The 17,477-nt window shown below is 68.2% G+C and carries 13 protein-coding genes; 6 read left to right on the top strand and 7 right to left on the bottom strand.

The features are described from left to right. Nucleotides 1–3: 3 nt before the first annotated feature. Nucleotides 4–492, bottom strand: a complete 489-nt coding sequence (locus ACFPN9_RS03680; RefSeq protein ID WP_066718056.1) for a pyridoxamine 5'-phosphate oxidase family protein — start codon at nt 490–492, stop codon at nt 4–6. A gap of 114 nt (nt 493–606) precedes the next feature. Between ACFPN9_RS03680 and ACFPN9_RS03685 the strand changes: the two genes are divergently transcribed. Then, complete coding sequence (locus ACFPN9_RS03685; protein ID WP_197431897.1) at nt 607–759, top strand: hypothetical protein; 153 nt, start codon at nt 607–609, stop codon at nt 757–759. A gap of 13 nt (nt 760–772) precedes the next feature. On the opposite strand, the gene ACFPN9_RS03690 is transcribed toward ACFPN9_RS03685, so the two are convergent. Next, complete coding sequence (locus ACFPN9_RS03690) at nt 773–1,987, bottom strand: polyhydroxyalkanoate depolymerase (RefSeq protein ID WP_066718059.1); 1,215 nt, start codon at nt 1,985–1,987, stop codon at nt 773–775. Nucleotides 1,988–2,162: 175 nt separating this feature from the next. Between ACFPN9_RS03690 and ACFPN9_RS03695 the strand changes: the two genes are divergently transcribed. The 3 genes from ACFPN9_RS03695 to ACFPN9_RS03705 all read left to right on the top strand — a co-directional run bounded on the left by ACFPN9_RS03695 (nt 2,163) and on the right by ACFPN9_RS03705 (nt 5,488). Then, nucleotides 2,163–2,819, top strand: a complete 657-nt coding sequence (locus ACFPN9_RS03695; RefSeq protein ID WP_066718062.1) for a glutathione S-transferase family protein — start codon at nt 2,163–2,165, stop codon at nt 2,817–2,819. 109 nt (nt 2,820–2,928) lie between these two features. Beyond that, nucleotides 2,929–4,374 (top strand): aldehyde dehydrogenase family protein, encoded by a 1,446-nt coding sequence (locus tag ACFPN9_RS03700; RefSeq protein ID WP_066718065.1) that lies wholly within the window; start codon nt 2,929–2,931, stop codon nt 4,372–4,374. 109 nt (nt 4,375–4,483) lie between these two features. Further along, complete coding sequence (locus ACFPN9_RS03705) at nt 4,484–5,488, top strand: BMP family protein (RefSeq protein ID WP_082735139.1); 1,005 nt, start codon at nt 4,484–4,486, stop codon at nt 5,486–5,488. Nucleotides 5,489–6,031: 543 nt separating this feature from the next. On the opposite strand, the gene ACFPN9_RS03710 is transcribed toward ACFPN9_RS03705, so the two are convergent. Continuing rightward, complete coding sequence (locus ACFPN9_RS03710; RefSeq protein ID WP_066718070.1) at nt 6,032–7,045, bottom strand: zinc-binding alcohol dehydrogenase family protein; 1,014 nt, start codon at nt 7,043–7,045, stop codon at nt 6,032–6,034. Nucleotides 7,046–7,146: 101 nt separating this feature from the next. Between ACFPN9_RS03710 and ACFPN9_RS03715 the strand changes: the two genes are divergently transcribed. Beyond that, nucleotides 7,147–7,497 carry a winged helix-turn-helix transcriptional regulator gene (locus ACFPN9_RS03715; RefSeq protein WP_066718073.1) on the top strand — a complete coding sequence of 117 codons (351 nt, stop codon included), beginning with the start codon at nt 7,147–7,149 and terminating at the stop codon, nt 7,495–7,497. A gap of 9 nt (nt 7,498–7,506) precedes the next feature. Here ACFPN9_RS03715 and pobA read toward each other — a convergent pair whose 3' ends face one another. From pobA to ACFPN9_RS03735, 4 genes are all read right to left on the bottom strand, one after another. After that, nucleotides 7,507–8,679 carry a 4-hydroxybenzoate 3-monooxygenase gene (pobA, locus tag ACFPN9_RS03720; RefSeq protein ID WP_066718076.1) on the bottom strand — a complete coding sequence of 391 codons (1,173 nt, stop codon included), beginning with the start codon at nt 8,677–8,679 and terminating at the stop codon, nt 7,507–7,509. A gap of 105 nt (nt 8,680–8,784) precedes the next feature. Continuing rightward, on the bottom strand, nt 8,785–9,663 hold the full coding sequence (locus ACFPN9_RS03725) for a transglutaminase family protein (RefSeq protein WP_066718077.1): 879 nt from the start codon (nt 9,661–9,663) through the stop codon (nt 8,785–8,787). Beyond that, a complete protein-coding gene (locus ACFPN9_RS03730) occupies nt 9,660–12,179 on the bottom strand; it encodes a circularly permuted type 2 ATP-grasp protein (RefSeq protein WP_377815385.1) in 2,520 nt (839 codons plus the stop codon). The genes ACFPN9_RS03725 and ACFPN9_RS03730 overlap by 4 nt, the downstream gene beginning before the upstream one ends. A gap of 9 nt (nt 12,180–12,188) precedes the next feature. After that, on the bottom strand, nt 12,189–15,590 hold the full coding sequence (locus tag ACFPN9_RS03735; protein ID WP_066718079.1) for a transglutaminase family protein: 3,402 nt from the start codon (nt 15,588–15,590) through the stop codon (nt 12,189–12,191). A gap of 355 nt (nt 15,591–15,945) precedes the next feature. Here ACFPN9_RS03735 and ACFPN9_RS03740 point away from each other — a divergent pair, with 355 nt between their 5' ends. Continuing rightward, nucleotides 15,946–17,442: an ABC transporter substrate-binding protein gene (locus tag ACFPN9_RS03740; protein ID WP_245282508.1), complete on the top strand. Its 1,497-nt coding sequence runs from the start codon at nt 15,946–15,948 to the stop codon at nt 17,440–17,442. Nucleotides 17,443–17,477: the final 35 nt, after the last annotated feature.

The raw sequence follows: 17,477 nt of genomic DNA on the forward strand, positions 1-17,477 counted from the left end.
GTCTCAGCGCATGTCGATCCTGGCGTTGACGCCGAGATCGGGCGTCCGTCCCAAGAGCTTCGCCGTGGCGAGCTTGAAGGCCACCAACACGCCGCTCGAGGGCCCGTTCCAGATCTCCGCGCTCTCCGGAGTCAACGCTAGCAGCGTCGCCTCCGGATCGTCTGGGCCGCCCGGAAACCACGCCCCCGTCACCGGCGTCCAGATCCGGGCGAGAAGATCGCGGTCCTCGATCTCCGCCGCGGCGCAGCGCACGGCCGCATAGAAGTTCCGGGCCTCGTCGCTGATCGCGATCGAAAGCCCGGTCGGCTGACCGGCGGCCGCAACGAGCCCGGTTTCGCGATGGACGATGAAGAGCAGGCGGTGATGCTCGCGCTCGACATGTCCGCTCATCGGGCGGGTGCGGATCGCCCCGTCGACCACGGTCGTCACCATGCAGACCGGGTGGCGCTCCAGCGCCTCCCAGACGCTCTGCTGCAGTTCGCTGTCCGGCATGGCGGTCTCCTTCTCCGAACGGGCCCGCCGCCGGACGCGGATGTCCGGGAACATCGGGGCGGGTCGCAAGTTGTCAACGCGCCGCAGGGAATGCGGTTTCACATGGATCGTCACATGCTCGCCTCGCGCCAGTTGCTTGTTGCCCTCGTCTTCGCCCTTGTCGTCGGCCTCGCCGCCACCGGCTATGCCCTCTACCAGGAGAAGAAGCAGCCCGAGGGCGTCGAGATCTCGGTCGGCAAGAACGGGTTGTCGATCAAGGAGAAGTGAGGCCTCCGGGGCCTCAGCTGTTGGCCAGGATCATGTTGCGGACGATCGGGTAGATCTGCCCCTCCCATTTGCGGCCGGAGAAGACGCCGTAATGGCCGACGCCGGCCTGCATGTGGTGGCGCTTGCGGAAGGGCTTCAGCCCCGAGCAGAGGTCATGCGCCGCCGAGGTCTGGCCGAGCGAACAGATGTCGTCGCGCTCGCCCTCGACGGTCAGCAGGGCGGTGCGCCGGATCGCACGGCAATCGACCGGCTCGCCCCGATAGGTCAGGGTGCGGGCGGCGAGCCGCGCCTCCTGGAAAATCCACTGCACGGTCTCGAGATAGAACTCCGCCGGCAGGTCCAGCACGGCGAAGTATTCGTCGTAGAAGGACTTGATCTTCTGCGCCTCCTCCGTCTCGCCGGTGGCGAGGTGGAGGAACATGTCGATATGCGCGTTGACATGGCGCTGCATGTTCATCGCCACGAAAGCGCCGAGCTGCACGAAGCCCGGATAGACCTTGCGACCGCCGCCGGGGAAGCGTGACGGCACCGTCGCGATCAGATTGCGCCGGAACCACTCGATCGGCTTGTCGGTCGCGAGCTTGTTGACCGTCGTCGGATTGATCCGGGTGTCGACCGGCCCGGCCATGAGCGTCATGCTGCGCGGCTGGAATGGGCTGCCCGATTGCGCCATCACGGCCGCCGCCGTCAGCACCTGCACGCAGGGCTGGCACACGGCGACGATATGCGTGTCCGCCCCCAGCGTCTCGACGAAGCGGATCAGCGTGTCGACATAGTCGTCATAGCCGAAAGGGCCTGCCTCCAGCGAGACGTCGCGGGCATTGTGCCAGTCGGTGATGTAGACGTCGTGGTCGCGCAGCAGCGTCGCCACCGTGTTGCGCAGCAGCGTCGCGAAATGGCCCGACATCGGCGCCACGACCAGCACCTTGGCCTGCGGCGTGTCGCTGTCCTTGCGGAAGCGAAGCAGGCTGCCGAAGGGGAGGGTGAGCACCACCTCCTCGGTCACCGGCACGTCGCGATTGCCCTCGCGCACGCTCTCGATGTGGTAGGGCGGGCGTTCATGGGTCAGGCCCGCCCGCGTCACCATCTCGTAAGCCGCCGCCGTCGCGCGCCAGTCTACCGGCTGGCCGCTCATCGCCCGCGCGCCGATCGCCGCCAGGGCGGATTGCGCCAGCATCCGGGCCGGATTCAACAGATCCGACTGGGCCTGATAGGCGAGATAGAGCATCGCGACGCGCCCTTGCTGAACAGCCCGGCGGGCCGCAACCGGCATTCTCCGGCGGCAGGCCGCGCCCCGCTCGATGTTGCACTGCAAAAGCGGGTTTCCGCAAGATTGTTCTAATCCGCATTCCGCAGTGGAATGGCTCTTGCTAGATCTCTGACTGCCGCAGAGGATGCCTGCCATGACCGGCGCGACACTGACGATCAGCAGCAAGAACTACTCGTCCTGGTCGCTGCGCGGCTGGCTGCTCTGCATGATGGCGGGTCTCGAGGTGGAGGAGCACATGCTCTCCGCCGACGACCCCTCGACGCGGGCCGAGCTGCTGCTGCTCTCGCCCTCCTTCCTCGTGCCCTGCCTGACCCATGACGGCATCAAGGTCTGGGACACGCTCGCCATCGCCGCCTATCTCGACGAGATCAGGCCCGATGCCGGCCTCCTGCCGCAGGACGCCGCCCCCCGCGCCCATTGCCGCGCCATCTGCGGCGAGATGCATTCCGGCTTCGCCAATCTGCGATCGGCCCTGCCGATGAACCTCAAGGCGCATTACCCCGGCTTCAAGGTCTGGGCCGGCGCCCAGGCCGATATCGACCGTGTCACCGAGATCTGGCGCGACTGCCTGCAGCGCTATGGCGGGCCCTATCTCTTCGGCAGGACGCTGACGATGGCGGATGCGATGTACGCGCCGGTCTGCCTGCGCTTCCTCACCTATGACGTCGCGCTGGACGAAGCCTGCCGGAGCTATTGCCGCACCATCGCCGCCTGGCCCGTGCTGCAGCGCTGGATCGAAGCCGCGAAGGCCGAGCCCGAGGAGGTCGAGGAGCTCGACGCGGAGTTCTGAGCGCCCTCCATGCGCGAGCGGACTTGGCCCGTCCCGCCGCGGCAATGGTCATCGCCGGCCAGAACGGCTACACCGCGCGGCGAACACAAAACGCCGTGGGAGGCCGCTGATGACCGAGATGTTCAAGAACCTGATCGCTGGCGAATGGGCCGGCGGCTCGCAAGTTTCGCGCAACATCAACCCCTCCAACACCAATGACGTCGTCGGCGAATATGCCCAGGGCTCCGTCGATCAGCTCAACGACGCCGTCGCCGCCGCCAAGGCCGCCTTTCCCGCCTGGAGCCGCTCCGGCCCGCAGGAGCGCTACGAGATCCTGAAGAAGGCGTCCGACGAGATCCTCGCCCGCAAGGAGGAGCTCGGCCGCCTGCTCTCCCGCGAGGAGGGCAAGACCCTGGCCGAGGGCATCGGCGAGGCCGGTCGCGCCGGCCAGATCTTCGCCTTCTTCGCCGGCGAATGCCTGCGCCTGACCGGCGAGGCCCTGCCTTCGGTGCGCCCGGGCGTCGGTGTCGAGATCACGCGCGAGCCGGTCGGCATCGTCGGCATGATCACGCCCTGGAACTTCCCGATCGCGATCCCCGCCTGGAAGATTGCGCCCGCGCTCGCCTATGGCAATTGCGTCGTCATCAAGCCGGCGGACCTCGTGCCGGGCTCGGCCTGGGCGCTGGTCGACATCCTGCAGCGCGCCGGACTGCCCAAGGGCGTGCTCAACCTGGTCATGGGTCGCGGCTCGGTCGTCGGCCAGGCGCTGCTTCAGCACAAGGACGTCCACGCCATCTCCTTCACCGGCTCGGTCGCGACCGGCCGCAAGGTGGCGGAGGCCTGCATCGCCTCCTCGCCGATGAAGAAGGTTCAGCTGGAGATGGGCGGCAAGAACCCGCTCGTCGTGCTCGACGACGCCGATCTCAAGGTCGCGGTGGAGGCCGCCGTCACCGGCGCCTTCTTCTCCACCGGCCAGCGCTGCACGGCGTCCTCGCGCCTGATCGTCCAGTCCGGCATCCATGACCGCTTCGTCGAGGCCTGCATCGAGCGGCTGAAGGGCGTCGTCGTCGACGACGCGCTCAAGGCCGGCACGCATATCGGCCCGGTCGTCGACCAGAGCCAGCTCGACCAGGATCTGAAATACATCCAGATCGCCAAGGACGAGGGCGGCAAGCTGGTCTGGGGCGGCGAGCTCCTGAACCGCGAGACCCCCGGCTTCTATCTCCAGCCGGCGCTCTTCACCGAGACCACGAACAGCATGCGGATCTCGCGGGAGGAGGTTTTTGGGCCCGTCGCCAATATCATCCGCGTCAAGGACTACGAGGAAGCGCTCGCCATCGCCAACGACACCGAGTTCGGCCTGTCCTCCGGCATCTGCACGACCTCGCTGAAGCATGCGACGCATTTCCGGCGCAATGCCGAAGCCGGCATGGTGATGGTCAACCTCGCTACCGCGGGCGTCGACTACCATGTGCCCTTTGGCGGCCGGAAGGGCTCGAGCTATGGACCCCGCGAGCAGGGGGCCTACGCCAAAGAGTTCTACACCACGGTCAAGACCGCCTACACGCTGGCTTGAGACGACTCGGGACCGGGCGGCCGCAGCGCCGCCCGGTCTTCCGACATTGCAGCGCCCGCCGATCTGGTCTTTGCTCCCGGCTGATCTCAACCGGAGGCACCCCGCCACGATGACCCTGCTTCGTCCGAACCGCCGTACCGCGCTCGCCCTGATCTCGTCCGCCTGCCTGCCGACCCTCGGGCGGGCTCAGGCTCCGAAGAAGGTCGCCGCGCTCTTTGCCGGGCGCATCGACGATCGCGGCTTCATGCAGGCGGGCTATGACGGGTTGAAGCTGGCCGAAGCCCGTCTCGGCGTCTCCGTCGCCTTCAAACAGGGCGTCCAGCCGAAGCCCGAGGAGTTGACGGCCGCGCTGCGCGAACTCGCGGCTGCCGGGCCCGACCTCGTCATCGCCCATGGCGGCCAGAACAACGCCGCCGCCAAGGCGGTGGCGGCCGAATTCCCGTCGGTGCGTTTCGCCGTGACCCAGGGCAACGTCACGGGAACCAACCTCGCGAGCTACGAGGTGTTGCAGGAGCAGTCGGCCTTCCTTGCCGGCATGCTCGCCGCCCTGACCACCCGCACCGGTGTCGTCGGCCATATGTCGGGCATCCGCGTCACGCCGGGCCTGAAGGGCCGCGCCGCCTATGCCGCCGGTGTCGCTCATGCCGACCCGAAGGTGATCCTGCTGACGAATTTCTCCGGCAACCAGGACGACAACGCCCTGTCGGAAAAGGTCGCCCGCGCCATGATCGCCGAGGATGCGCAGGTGATCTTCACCATGCTCAATGCCGGTCGCGACGGCGTCACGGCCGCCTGCCGCGAGCGCGGCGTCAAGCAGATCGGCAATGTCGGCGACTGGACCGCGATCGCGCCCGACGTCTTCATCGCCTCCGCCTTCGCCGATTCCGGCCGGGCCCTGTTCGATGCGGTGGCGGATTTCACCGCGGGCAAATTCGCCACCGGCGAGATCAAGCGGCTCGGGCTGGAGACGCCGGAGGCTGTCCGGCTCGTTATGGCCCCCTCGGTGCCCGTCGATATCCGGGGGCGGATCGAAGCTGCGGCGAGCTCCATCGTCGCCGGAACGTTGAAGGTCCCCGTCGAATGGTCGGGATCCGAGTTCCCCACCCCTGCCTGACGCCCGCGCAGCGGAGCGCGAGCGTCGTCATGTCGGGGCAGCGCCTCAAGCTATCGGCCGGCTACCAGTAATAATGCCAGCGACCGCGATGCCAGCGGCGGCGCATGCGGCGCATCCGGCGGCGGCGACGCCGGGCCCAGCGGCGCCGGTGCCATTCGCGATGCCCGCGATGCCGCGGTCCGGGCGGCATATGGGCATATTCAGAATCTGCTTCGTCGAGTCCCGCAAGATCGACGGCATCGGCCTGCGCCTCGTTCGAAACGGTCGATGCCGCCAGAGCGGCTCCGCTCGTCGCCATGGTCAAGCTGCCGACCAGGACGGCCAAAAATGAGCGTCTGTGCATGACGTTCCTTTCTGCTGTCGCCTCCGCCGAAGGTGCGGAGGCCTTTGAGGAACGGCCTGGGCCCGGAGGGGTTCCGGGCCGGCTGCCATCAGTTGGCCCGACCGCGCGGACCCAGCGGGAATCCGCAAGGGCGGGCTCGGCTGCTCACCGTGTTGCGCCGCCCGGTGAACGGTTCGGCGCTCCCGCGTCACGCCTGACGCTCAAAAGCCCTCAAGCACGATCTTCCCCCTGGCCTTGCCGCTTTCGAGCAGGGCATGGGCGCGCTTGAGATTGGCGATGTCGATCCGGCCGAAGCTCTCGGTCAGGGTCGAGCGCAACGCGCCGGCATCGACCAGCCGCGCCACCTCGGCCAGCAGGTCGCCCTGCGCCTGCATGTCGGCGGTCTGGTGCAGCGAGCGGGTGAACATCAGCTCCCAGTGCAGCGACAGCGACTTGTTCTTGAGCGGCATCACATCGAGCGTCGGCGCGTCGTCGATGACGCCGAGCCGCCCCTGCGGCGCGACCAGTTTCAGAACCTCGGGCAGATGCTGGGCGGTGTGGGTCGTGAAGAAGACGAAACCGGACGCTCCAATCCCGAGAGCCGCGACCTCCTCCGCCAGCGGGCGGCTGTGATCGACGACATGATGCGCGCCGAGTTCGCTCGCCCAGGCCCGGGTCTCCGGCCGCGATGCGGTGGCGATGACGGTGAGATCGGTCATCTGGCGCGCGAGCTGGATCGCCGCCGAGCCGACGCCGCCCGCCCCACCGACGATGAGCAGGGCCGGCGCCGCGCCCGGCACGGGGTCACGCACCTTCAGCCGGTCGAACAGCATCTCCCAGGCCGTGATCATGGTCAGGGGCAGGGCGGCGGCTTCGGCGAAGGACAGGCTTGTCGGCTTGGGTCCGACGATCCGCTCGTCGACGAGATGGAACTCCATGTTGGCGCCGGGGCGGTTCAGCGCACCCGCATAGAACACGGCGTCGCCGGGCCCGAAGGCCGTGACCTCGGGACCCACAGCCTTGACGATGCCGGCCGCATCCCAGCCGAGAATCCGCGCCTCGCCCTCCGGCGGGCGGGCGTTGCGCCGGACCTTGGTGTCGACCGGATTGACCGAGATCGCCTTGACCTCGACCAGCAGGTCGCGGCCGGTCGCGACGGGCTCGGGCAGATCGAGGGTGATGAGGCTGGTTTCGGCGCTGATGTCCTGGGGTTCGCGATAGCCGATGGCGCGCATGGGGGAGGTCTCCTGCATTGCAATGCAGGCGAGATGATCCCTATTCTCGGATGCCGCAAGAACGCACAATTTCCGCCGATAGTGCCGAAAAGGATACCGTGATGCCTCCTCGTTTTCAGGAGCCCTATTGTTCCGCAGGCTGCCCGGTCGAGGCCGCGTTGGGGCTGATCGGCGGCAAATGGAAGGGAATCCTGCTCTATCACCTGATGAGCGGGACGCTGCGCTTCAACGAGATCCGCAAGCGCGTCCCCGGCGTGACCCAGCGCATGCTCACCACACAACTGCGTGAGCTGGAGGCTGACGGGCTGATCCTGCGCGTCGTCTATCCGCAGGTGCCGCCGCGGGTCGAATACTCGCTCTCGGACAGGGGGCGAACGCTGCAGCCGGTCATCATGGCGCTGAAGGCGTGGGGCGAACGCCACGCCACGCAGCGGGAGCCGCAGGCCGCCTGAGCGCCTCCGTCAGTAGGGCAACCCGACATAGTTCTCCGCCAGCGCCGCCATCGCGTGCTCGGACGAGACCAGATAGTCGAGTTCGGCCTGCTGCATGCGCTGCTCGAACGGGCTTTGCTCCGGGAAGAGATGCATCAGCGAGGTCAGCCACCAGGAGAAGCGCTCCGCCTTCCAAACCCGGGCCAGCGCTGTCTGCGAATAGGCGTCGATGCCCGCCTCGGAGTGGTCGAGGAAAAGTTCGCGCAGCGCCTCGAACAGGTAATGCACGTCGCTGGCGGCGAGGTTGAGGCCCTTGGCGCCGGTGGGCGGCACGATGTGGGCGGCGTCGCCCGCGAGGAACAGCCGGCCGAAGCGCATCGGCTCGGCCACGAAGGAGCGCAGTGGCGCGATCGACTTCTCGATCGAGGGCCCCGTCGTCAGGCCTTCCGCCGTTTCGGGGTCGAGCCTTCGGCGCAGCTCGTCCCAGAAGCGCTGGTCGGACCAGGCATCGACCCGCTCGTCGGTCCCGCACTGGACATAGTAGCGGCTGCGCGTGGGCGATCTCATCGAGCAGAGCGCGAAGCCGCGCTGGCTGCGGGCATAGATCAGCTCGTCGGAGACGGGTGGCACATCGGCGAGGATGCCGAGCCAGCCGAAGGGATAGACTCGCTCAAAGACGCGCAGCGCGCTCGCCGGAATGCTGGCGCGGGCGACGCCGTGATAACCGTCGCAGCCGGCGATGACGTCGCAGTCGAGCCGCCTCGGAACGCCGCCGTCGAGATAGGTGACATAGGGGCTGGTGCCGTCGAAGCCGTGCAGCGTCACGTCGTCGGCCTCGAAGACCGTCTTGCCGCCCTGCGCGGCGCGCTGGTCCATCAGGTCGCGCGTCACCTCCGTCTGCCCGTAGACGGTGACGTGCCGGCCGCCGGTCAGTTCGCTGAGGGCGATGCGGTGGCGCCGTTCGCCGAAGAGCAGCTCGAAGCCGTCATGCGGCAGGCCCTCCGCATGCAGCCGTCCGCTGGCCCCGACCTTGTCGAGCAGGCCGACGGTGCCCTGCTCGAGCACGCCGGCACGAATGCGCGCGAGTACATAGTCGCGGCTCTTGCGTTCGAGGATGACGCTGTCGATCCCCGCCTGATGCAGCAACTGGCCGAGCAGCAGCCCCGACGGGCCGGCCCCAATGATCGCCACCTGAGTTCGCACGACATCCTCCCTGCGCCCGCCTTGCCGGCGGCTGCGCGGAAACAAGTTGCCATGGCAACCAATAAAAGAAAAGTAGCTCGGGCTGGTCTGCGTGGCCGCAGGCGCTCAGCCGATCGGGATGACGTCGACGGCCACGCCGATCTTCTGCGAGCCGGGGCCGATGACCACGCCGTCGAGCGGAGAGACGTCGGCATAATCGCGCCCGAACGCGGTGACGATGTGATCGTCGGCGACGATCAGGTCGTTGGTCGGATCGAGCCCGATCCAGCCGGTCTCGGGCCCGCACCAGAGCATCACCCAGGCATGGCTGGCGTCGGCGCCCTCGAGCCGCTTCTGCCCCGGCGGCGGCACGGTGCGGATGTAGCCGCTGACATAGGCCGCCGGCAGGCCGAGCCCGCGCAGTCCTGCGATCATGACATGGGCGAAGTCCTGGCAGACGCCGTGGCGCTGGCGGAAGGCTTCCTCCAGCGGCGTCGAGACCTCGGTGGCTTCGGGATCATAGGTGAAGTCGGTCTTGATGCGCGCCATCAGCTCGGTCGCCCCCTCGAGGACGGGTCGCCTCGGCGGGAAGCTGTTGCGCGCATAGTCGGTGACGGCCGCGACAGGCGGCACGAGACGGCTGGGATAGAGGTGATGCGCCGGGGAATCCGGCGCGAGGCTGGCCGAGGCGAGGGCCTGCTCGCCGACCTCTTCCCAGCTGCGCGTCAGAGCGGGGAAGGGCGCCTGCGGCCGCCGCACCTCGACGCGTGCCCGCATCTCGATCTTCAGCTCGCGATGTGGCTTGGCGATGGTGAGCGTCGTCATCCGGTTGCCGAAGAAGCAGACGCCGTCGTCGCGCTCGGCCGGGCGCGGCGTCACGATGAGCTCGCTGCTCTGGACGCTCTGCCCGCCGTCGTTGCGGGGTTGCAGCCGCAGGATGCAGCGCGCGAAGGGGACCGGCCGGCTATAGGCGTAGGTCGTGACGTGACGCAGGTCGTAGATCACGCGATGCCTGTCAGGCGCGAGGCTTCCGGACCGCTGCTCTGCAGGAAATAGCGGTCGGCGATGGCGCTCGAGACGCCCATCAGCAACTGCTCGAAAAGCAGGATGCTGGTGCGGTCGAGCCGTGAGGCTTCGGCCGTGCGGCATTCGGCGGCGAGCTTGAGGATCAGCCGGCGCGGAGCTTCCAGCATGCCGTCCTCGGTCAGCGACGGCAGATCCCGGATCTCGGTGTCGAGCCGGTCGATCTGGAAGGCGACGGAACGGGGATTGTAGGGGTCGAGCATCACGAGATCGAGGACGGGCTGCAGGCTGGCGCCGAGCAGATAGCGCGAGCGATAGGTGATCTGCGAATCCGTCAGGTCGAGCAGCGCGTCGAGCGCGTCGCCCGGCGCATTGGTCTCGGCGAAATGGCGGGCGAAGCGGCAGGTCGCGATGCCGCGCTCCAGCCGTCGCCCGATGTCGAGAAAGCGCCAGCCCGGGCCGCGCACCATGTTCTCCTGGCTGAGGCCCGAGAAGGCGGCGAGCGACTTCAGCGCCCGGTCGGCGATCTCATAAGCCTCGCCCTCGCTGGGCTCGCGTCCCGGCTCCAGGGTCAGCTGTTCCTGCATGTCGCCGAACAGCCGCCAGGCGTCGATCGAGAGCCGCTCGCGGATGACCGAGGCCGTGCGTCGCGCCTCGCGCATCGTCGAGATCGCCGAGCCGTACTGGTCGAGCGCGTGGAGCGCCGCCGAGGCCTGGCCGGCCGGAGTCTGGCCGCGCCCGCCGGGGGCGGCGCCCCAGGCGACGAGCAGATTGGCGAGGCGTTTCAGCGTCTCGTTGCGGCCCTGCGCCGGGTCGGTGTCGATCAGCCGCCCCAGCAGCGCGCGCACCAGCCGTAGCGTCGCCTCCGTCCGCTCCAGATAGCGCCCGAGCCAGAACAGGTTGTCGGCGGCGCGGCTCGGCAGCGTGCCGGTGATGCGGCGGATGGTGATGCGGTCGGGCGCCGGCAGCAGCGAAACGGGGTCGACCGGCGCATCCGAGGTCACCCAGACGTCGCTGGAACGCACGCCGCTGCGCATGCTCACCGCCCGCGCGTCCCGCTCGTCGGAGATCCGGCAGAAGCCGCCCGGCATCACCTTCCAGCCGTCGGGCGTGGCGGCGGCAAACACACGCAGCGTCATCGGGCGCGGCTGCAGCCGCCCGTTCTGGAACACCGGCGTGGTCGAGAGCCGCACCACCTCCTGCCCGACATAGTCCATGCCCCGCGCCTCGATGCGGCGCCTCAGCGCCTCCTTCTCGGCGGCCGGAAGATCGGCCACCACGACCGGCCCGCTGTCGAGCCCGCCGCCGGCACTGCGGAAGGCCGGGGCGATGCTCATCTCGTCGAAGCGCTCCAGCACCACGGCCCGCTCGCGCGGCTGGCCGCACCACCAGGTCGCGACGTTCGGCAGAATCATCGCTTCGCCCAGCAGACGCTGGCCCAGCGCAGGCAGGAAGCCCATCAGGGCGCGCGCCTCGACGACGCCTGAGCCCAGCCCGTTGGCGACATGCACGCTGCCCTTGCGGACGGCCTGCACCAGCCCGGCGACACCGAGCGCCGAAGAGGCGTTGAGTTCGAGCGGATCGGCGAAATCGCCGTCGATGCGGCGCCAGATCACGTCCGCGCGCTTCAGCCCGGCGATGGTGCGCACATGCACACGTCCCTCGCTCATGACGAGATCGCCGCCCTCGACCAGTAGGAAGCCGAGATAGCGGGCCAGATAGGTCTGCTCGAAGTAACTCTCGTTCAGCGGCCCTGGCGTCAGCAGGCAGATCCGCGGTTCGACGCGCTTGGACCGAGCGACGAGGCCGGCGCGAAAGGCCTGGAAGAAGGCCGCCAGCCGCTCGATGTTCATGGTCCGGAACATGTCGGGGAAGGCGCGCGATAGGGCGAGCCGGTTTTCCAGCGCATAGCCGGTTCCCGACGGGGCCTGGGTGCGGTCCTGCAGCACCCACCAGCGCCCGTCCGGTCCGCGCCCGAGATCGACCGCATAGAGCTGCAGCGTGCCGCCGCCGGGCGCGCCCTGCAGCGGGCGCAGATAGTCCGGGCTCCCCGTCACCACCGACGCTGGCAGGAGACCGTTCGCGATCATCTCGCCGGGGCCGTAGATGTCCTCGAGCAGCCCGCTCAAGAGCTGCGCCCGCTGGGCGACGCCGGCCGCGATCGTCTGCCACTCCGCCCCGGTGATGACCAGCGGCACATGGCTGAGCGGCCAGGCCCGTTCGCCTGCGGTCGGGTCGCGCGGATCGATGTCGCCATGGACGCGGTAGGAGACGCCGGTGTCGTGGACATGGCGGTCGGCAAGGCCGAAGCGCTGATTCAGCTCCTCGGGCGAGAAGGCGCACCACTCCGTCAGGAAGGGCTCCCATTGCGGGCGGACCTGGCCGTCCGCACCGAGGATCTCGTCATAGACGCCCGGAAGAGGGCGATAATCCGCCAGCAGAGCGTTGCGACGCTCCGTCCCCACGCGCACGGAGGGGGATCGGCCCTGGGCTGCCATCGCTTTCGTCTACACTCCCGCAGGCCGCCTCAGATCCAGCGTCAGCGGGAATTCGGCGCTGCGCTCTTCCGGCGGAATCGCCAGCGCCCCGGGAGTATGGCCGATTGCCTCGAAACGCGCGAGCCGGCGCGCCTCCGCCTCATAGGAATTCACAGGCGGCGTCTCGTAATTGCGACCGCCGGGATGGGCGACATGGTAGACGCAGCCGCCGAGAGAGCGCCCGACCCAGGTGTCGACGATATCGAAGGTCAGCGGAGCATGGACCGGAATCGTCGGGTGCAGGCCCGACGCCGGCTGCCACGCTTTGAAGCGCACGGCCGCGACGCTCTCGCCCGTGGTCCCGGCCGGCGTCATCGGCAACCGCCGTCCATTGCAGGTGACGAGATGGCGCCCTAGCACCAGCCCCTTCGCCTTGACCTGAAGCCGCTCGACCGAGGAATCGACATAGCGCACCGTGCCGCCGATCGCGCCCTCCTCGCCGAGCACATGCCAGGGTTCGAGCGCCTGGCGGATCTCGATCTCGACGCCGCCATGCTCGACCTTGCCGAAGAAGGGGAAGCGGAACTCGGCCTGCGCCTCGAACCAGACCGGATCGAAGGCGTAGCCGGCCCGGCCGAGATCGGCGAGCACCTCGCGGAAATCCTGCCAGACCATCTCGGGCAGCATGAAGCGGTCATGAAGCGCCGTGCCCCAGCGCACCAGCGGGCCAGTCTGCGGCTCGCGCCAGAACCACGCGATCAGCGCCCGCACCAAAAGTTGCTGCGCCAGGCTCATCCGCGCATCCGGCGGCATCTCGAAACCACGGAACTCGATCAGCCCGAGCCGTCCCGTCGGCCCGTCCGGCGAATAGAGCTTGTCGATGCAGATCTCGGTGCGATGCGTGTTGCCGGAGACGTCGACCAGGAGATTGCGCAGCAGCCGGTCGACCAGCCAGAGCGGGATCGAAGGGGCGTCCGGCCCCGGGATGTTCGCCAGCGCGATCTCGAGTTCGTAGAGCGCGTCGTGCCGCGCCTCGTCGATGCGCGGCGCCTGGCTGGTCGGGCCGATGAAAAGCCCCGAGAACAGATAGGAGAGCGAGGGGTGCCGATTCCAGTAGAGCACGATGCTCTTCAGCAGGTCCGGCCGGCGCAGGAACGGCGAATCCGGCGGTGTGACGCCGCCGAGCACGACATGGTTGCCACCGCCCGTTCCGGTGTGACGCCCGTCGACCATGAACTTTTCGGCGCAGAGCCGCGCCAGCCGCGCCTCCTCATAGACGCCCCGCGTGATCTCGACCGCCTCGCGCCAGTTCCGTGCCGGGTGGATGTTGACCTCGATGACACCGGGATCGGGCGTGACCTTGACGACATTGAGCCGCGGATCGTGCGGCGGCGCATAGCCCTCGATATGGACGGGCTGGTTGCGCTCGCGTGCCACCGCCTCGACGCTGGCGACGAGGTCGAGATAATCCTCCAGCCGCTCCACCGGCGGCAGGAAGACGCAGAGCACCTTGTCGCGGATTTCGAGGCTGATCGCGGTGCGCACATGCTCGCCGCCGATCTCCTGCTCGGTGCGGTCCTGCGCGGCGGCGCCGCCGGTCTCGACCGAGCGCGACGTCTGATGAGGCGGGTCCTGGGTCGGGTGCGGCTCCGGCTTGACCGGCGCCTCATGCGGCGGATCGACCGCGGGGCCGAAGCCGCCGGCCGCGCGCGGCAGCGGCGGGCGGGTCTCCATCGGGTCCTGCGGGTGGATATGCGGGTATTCCGCCTTCGGCACCACCGGCAGGGAGCCGAGCGGCAGCCGGTAGCCGACGGGGGAATCGCCCGGCACGAGGAAGAGCTTGCCGCGCCGCAGGCGCCATTTCTCCGAGCGCCAGCGCCGGTCGCCGGCCTGGCTCTGCCAGCGCTGCACCGGGATGACGTAGCCGCGCGGCTTGCCCAGCCCGAGCTGGAAGACCTGCTGCATCCGCGCGCGTTCCTCGGGGTCAGCGAGACGCGGGTCGAGCGGATCGACATTGTCGGGAAGCTGCGCCTCCTTCAGCAGCCAGAAGCCGGTGTCCTCATAGGCCGGCAGCACATAGTCGGCGCCGAGCCCGAGCTTGTCTGACAGTCCTTCGGCGAGGGCCTCCGCTTCGGCCATGGTCGCGCCCGCCTCGAGTTCGCGGTCGACGCCGGTCGGAGCCCCGGGCTCGCGGGCGATCAGCGCGGCGTCGCGCCAGATCGGCTCGCCATCGGCGCGCCAGTACAGCGCGAAGGCCCAGCGCGGCAGGCTCTCGCCCGGATACCACTTGCCCTGGCCGTAATGCAGCATGCCGCCGGGCGCGAAGCGCTCGCGCAGGCGCCGGATCAGCACATCCGCGCGCTGTCGCTTGGTCGGCCCCACCGCAGCGGTGTTCCATTCCTCGCCGGTCTGGTCGTCGATCGAGACGAAGGTCGGCTCGCCGCCCATCGTCAGCCGCACATCCTGCGCCTGAAGATCGGATTCCACGCGCTCGCCCAGCGCGTCGAGGCGCTGCCAGGACTCGTCCGAGAAGGGCAGGGTGATGCGCGGCACCTCATGGACGCGCGCCACGCTCATGTCGAAATCGAAGACCGTCTCGGCATAGCTCGCCAGGCCTGAGACCGGCGCTGCCGAGCGGTAATGCGGCGTCGCCGCCAGCGGCAGATGGCCCTCGCCGGTCAGCAGGCCCGAGGTCGGATCGAGCCCGATCCAGCCGGCGCCGGGGATATAGACCTCCGCCCAGGCGTGGAGGTCGGTGAAGTCCTTGTCCGTGCCGCGCGGCCCCTCGAGCGGGTCGATATCCGCCTTCATCTGGATCAGGTAGCCGGAGACGAAGCGGGCCGCGAGGCCGAGATGCCGCAGGATCTGCACCAGCAGCCAGCTCGTGTCCCGGCAGGATCCGGACTTGATGCCGAGCGTGTGCTCCGGCTCCTGCACGCCGGGCTCCATGCGGATGCCATAGGCGATCGTGCCGGCGAGCCGCGCGTTCAGGTCGACGATAAAGTTGACCGTATTGGTCGGTTCGCGCGCCACCGTGGCGAGGAAATCCGTCAGCAACGGGCCGGCGGGCTCGGTCACCAGATAGGGCGCGAGTTCGGCCCTGAGTTCCTCCGGATAGGCGAAGGGGAAGGTCTCGGCATCGGTTTCGACGAAGAAGTCGAAGGGGTTGATGATCGACAGCTCGGTGACGAGATCGACCTCGATGCGAAACTCCCGCACCGGCTCCGGGAAGACATAGCGCGCCAGCCAGTTGCCGCTGGGGTCCTGCTGCCAGTTCACGAAATGCTCGGCCGGGGTGACCTTCAGCGAATAGCTGTTGATCGCCGCCCGGCAATGCGGCGCGGGGCGCAGGCGGATGATCTGGGGCCCGAGCGTGACGGGCCGGTCGTAGCGGTAATGCGTGACGTGGTGGAGCGCGGCGATGATGGCCAAGGGCTGGGCACCTGCTTGTCATGGGCCGGCGGGCGCCGGAGCATGCTCACGTTAGCGAGGCCGGCAGGGCGCGCAAAGCCGCAACTCGCGACGCATTGCCCGATCCCGACCAGCCCGATGCACAAGAACTGTGCAGCAACATCTGGACATGCGCCTCGTCCTGCTGGACAGAAGCCGCCAACTGGTTCCACATTCACGCCAATGGCCGCCGGAGCGCGGCCGACAATCCGAACCGATGGGGAATGCGATGCGTCACGTTGCGAAATTGATGGTGGCGTCGGCCTTCACGGCCTTGCTGGCGACGACCGCCCAGACCACCGTGGCCCTGGCCCAGACCCCGAAGGACACGGTGGTCATGGCCAAGCAGATCGACGACATCATCTCGCTCGATCCGGCCGAGGCGTTCGAATTCTCCGGCGTCGAGGTCGTGACCAACCTCTACGACAAGCTGATGGGCGTCGACCTCGCCAAGAACAACGAGCTCGTCCCCGAACTCGCCCAGAGCTGGAGCGTCACGCCCGACAATCTGACCTACACCTTCAAGCTGCGCCCCGGCGTGAAGTTCCACTCGGGCAACCCGCTGACGGCGGCCGACGTGGTCTATTCCTTCCAGCGGGCCGTGACGCTGAACAAGTCGCCCGGCTTCATCCTGGCCCAGTTCGGCTTCACCAAGGACAACGTCACCGAGAAGGTGAAGGCGACCGACGATTCCACCCTCGTCATCACCGTCTCCAAGCCCTTCGCGCCGACCTTCTTCCTCAACTGCCTGACCTCCGGCGTCGCCTCGATCGTCGACAGCAAGCTGGTCAAGGCCAATGAGAAGGATGGCGACTGGGGCAATGGCTGGCTGAAGCAGAACTCGGCCGGCTCCGGCGCCTACAAGGTCCGCGCCTATCGTCCCAACGAGCAATATGCGCTCGATGCCAACGAGGCCTGGTATAAGGGCGCGCCGAAGAACAAGCGCATCATCGTGCGCCATGTCGCCGAGCCGGCCTCGCAGCGCCTGCTGCTCGAGAAGGGCGACATCGACATCGCCCGCAACCTGTCCAAGGACCAGCTGACGGCGGTCAAGGCCAACAAGGACATCGAGCTCGTCCAGGGCGACAAGGGCTACATTCTCTATCTCGGCCTGAACACGAAGAACCCGAACTTCGCCAAGCCGGAGGTCCGCGAGGCGCTCAAGTACCTCGTCGACTATGCCTCGATCGAGCGCAACATCGTCGAGGGCACCTACAAGGCGCACCAGTCCTTCCTGCCCAAGGGTTTCCTCGGCGCGATCGACGACAAGCCCTACACGTTCAACCCCGCCAAGGCGAAGGAACTGCTCGCCAAGGCCGGTCTGCCGAACGGCTTCTCCGTCACGATGGACGTGCGCTCGGTCAGCCCGATCACCGACATCGCTCAGGCGATCCAGTCGACCTGGGGTCAGGCCGGAATCAAGCTCGAGCTGATCCCCGGTGACGGCAAGCAGACGCTGACCAAGTACCGCGCCCGCACCCACGATATCTATATCGGCCAGTGGGGCCCGGACTATCTCGACCCGCACACCAATGCGGAGACCTTCGCCATCAACGAGAACAACAACGAGGACGCGAAGTCGAAGACGCTGGCCTGGCGCAACGCCTGGGACATCCCCGAGATGACCAAGACCACCCAGGCCAATGTGCTCGAGCAGGACGCCGCCAAGCGCGCCGCCGTCTATGGCGATCTGCAGCGCGAGCACCAGAAGGTCTCGCCCTTCGTGATCATGTTCCAGCAGGTCGAGGTCTCGGCCGAGCGCAAGAACGTCAAGAACTGGGTCATCGGTCCGAGCTCGGACACGAATTTCTACGCGCCGATCGCCAAGAACTGAGCGCCTCTCACGACACGCCCCGCCTCGGCCGACCG

This window comes from Allobosea massiliensis (assembly GCF_042655245.1).
Taxonomy (GTDB): domain Bacteria; phylum Pseudomonadota; class Alphaproteobacteria; order Rhizobiales; family Beijerinckiaceae; genus Allobosea; species Allobosea massiliensis.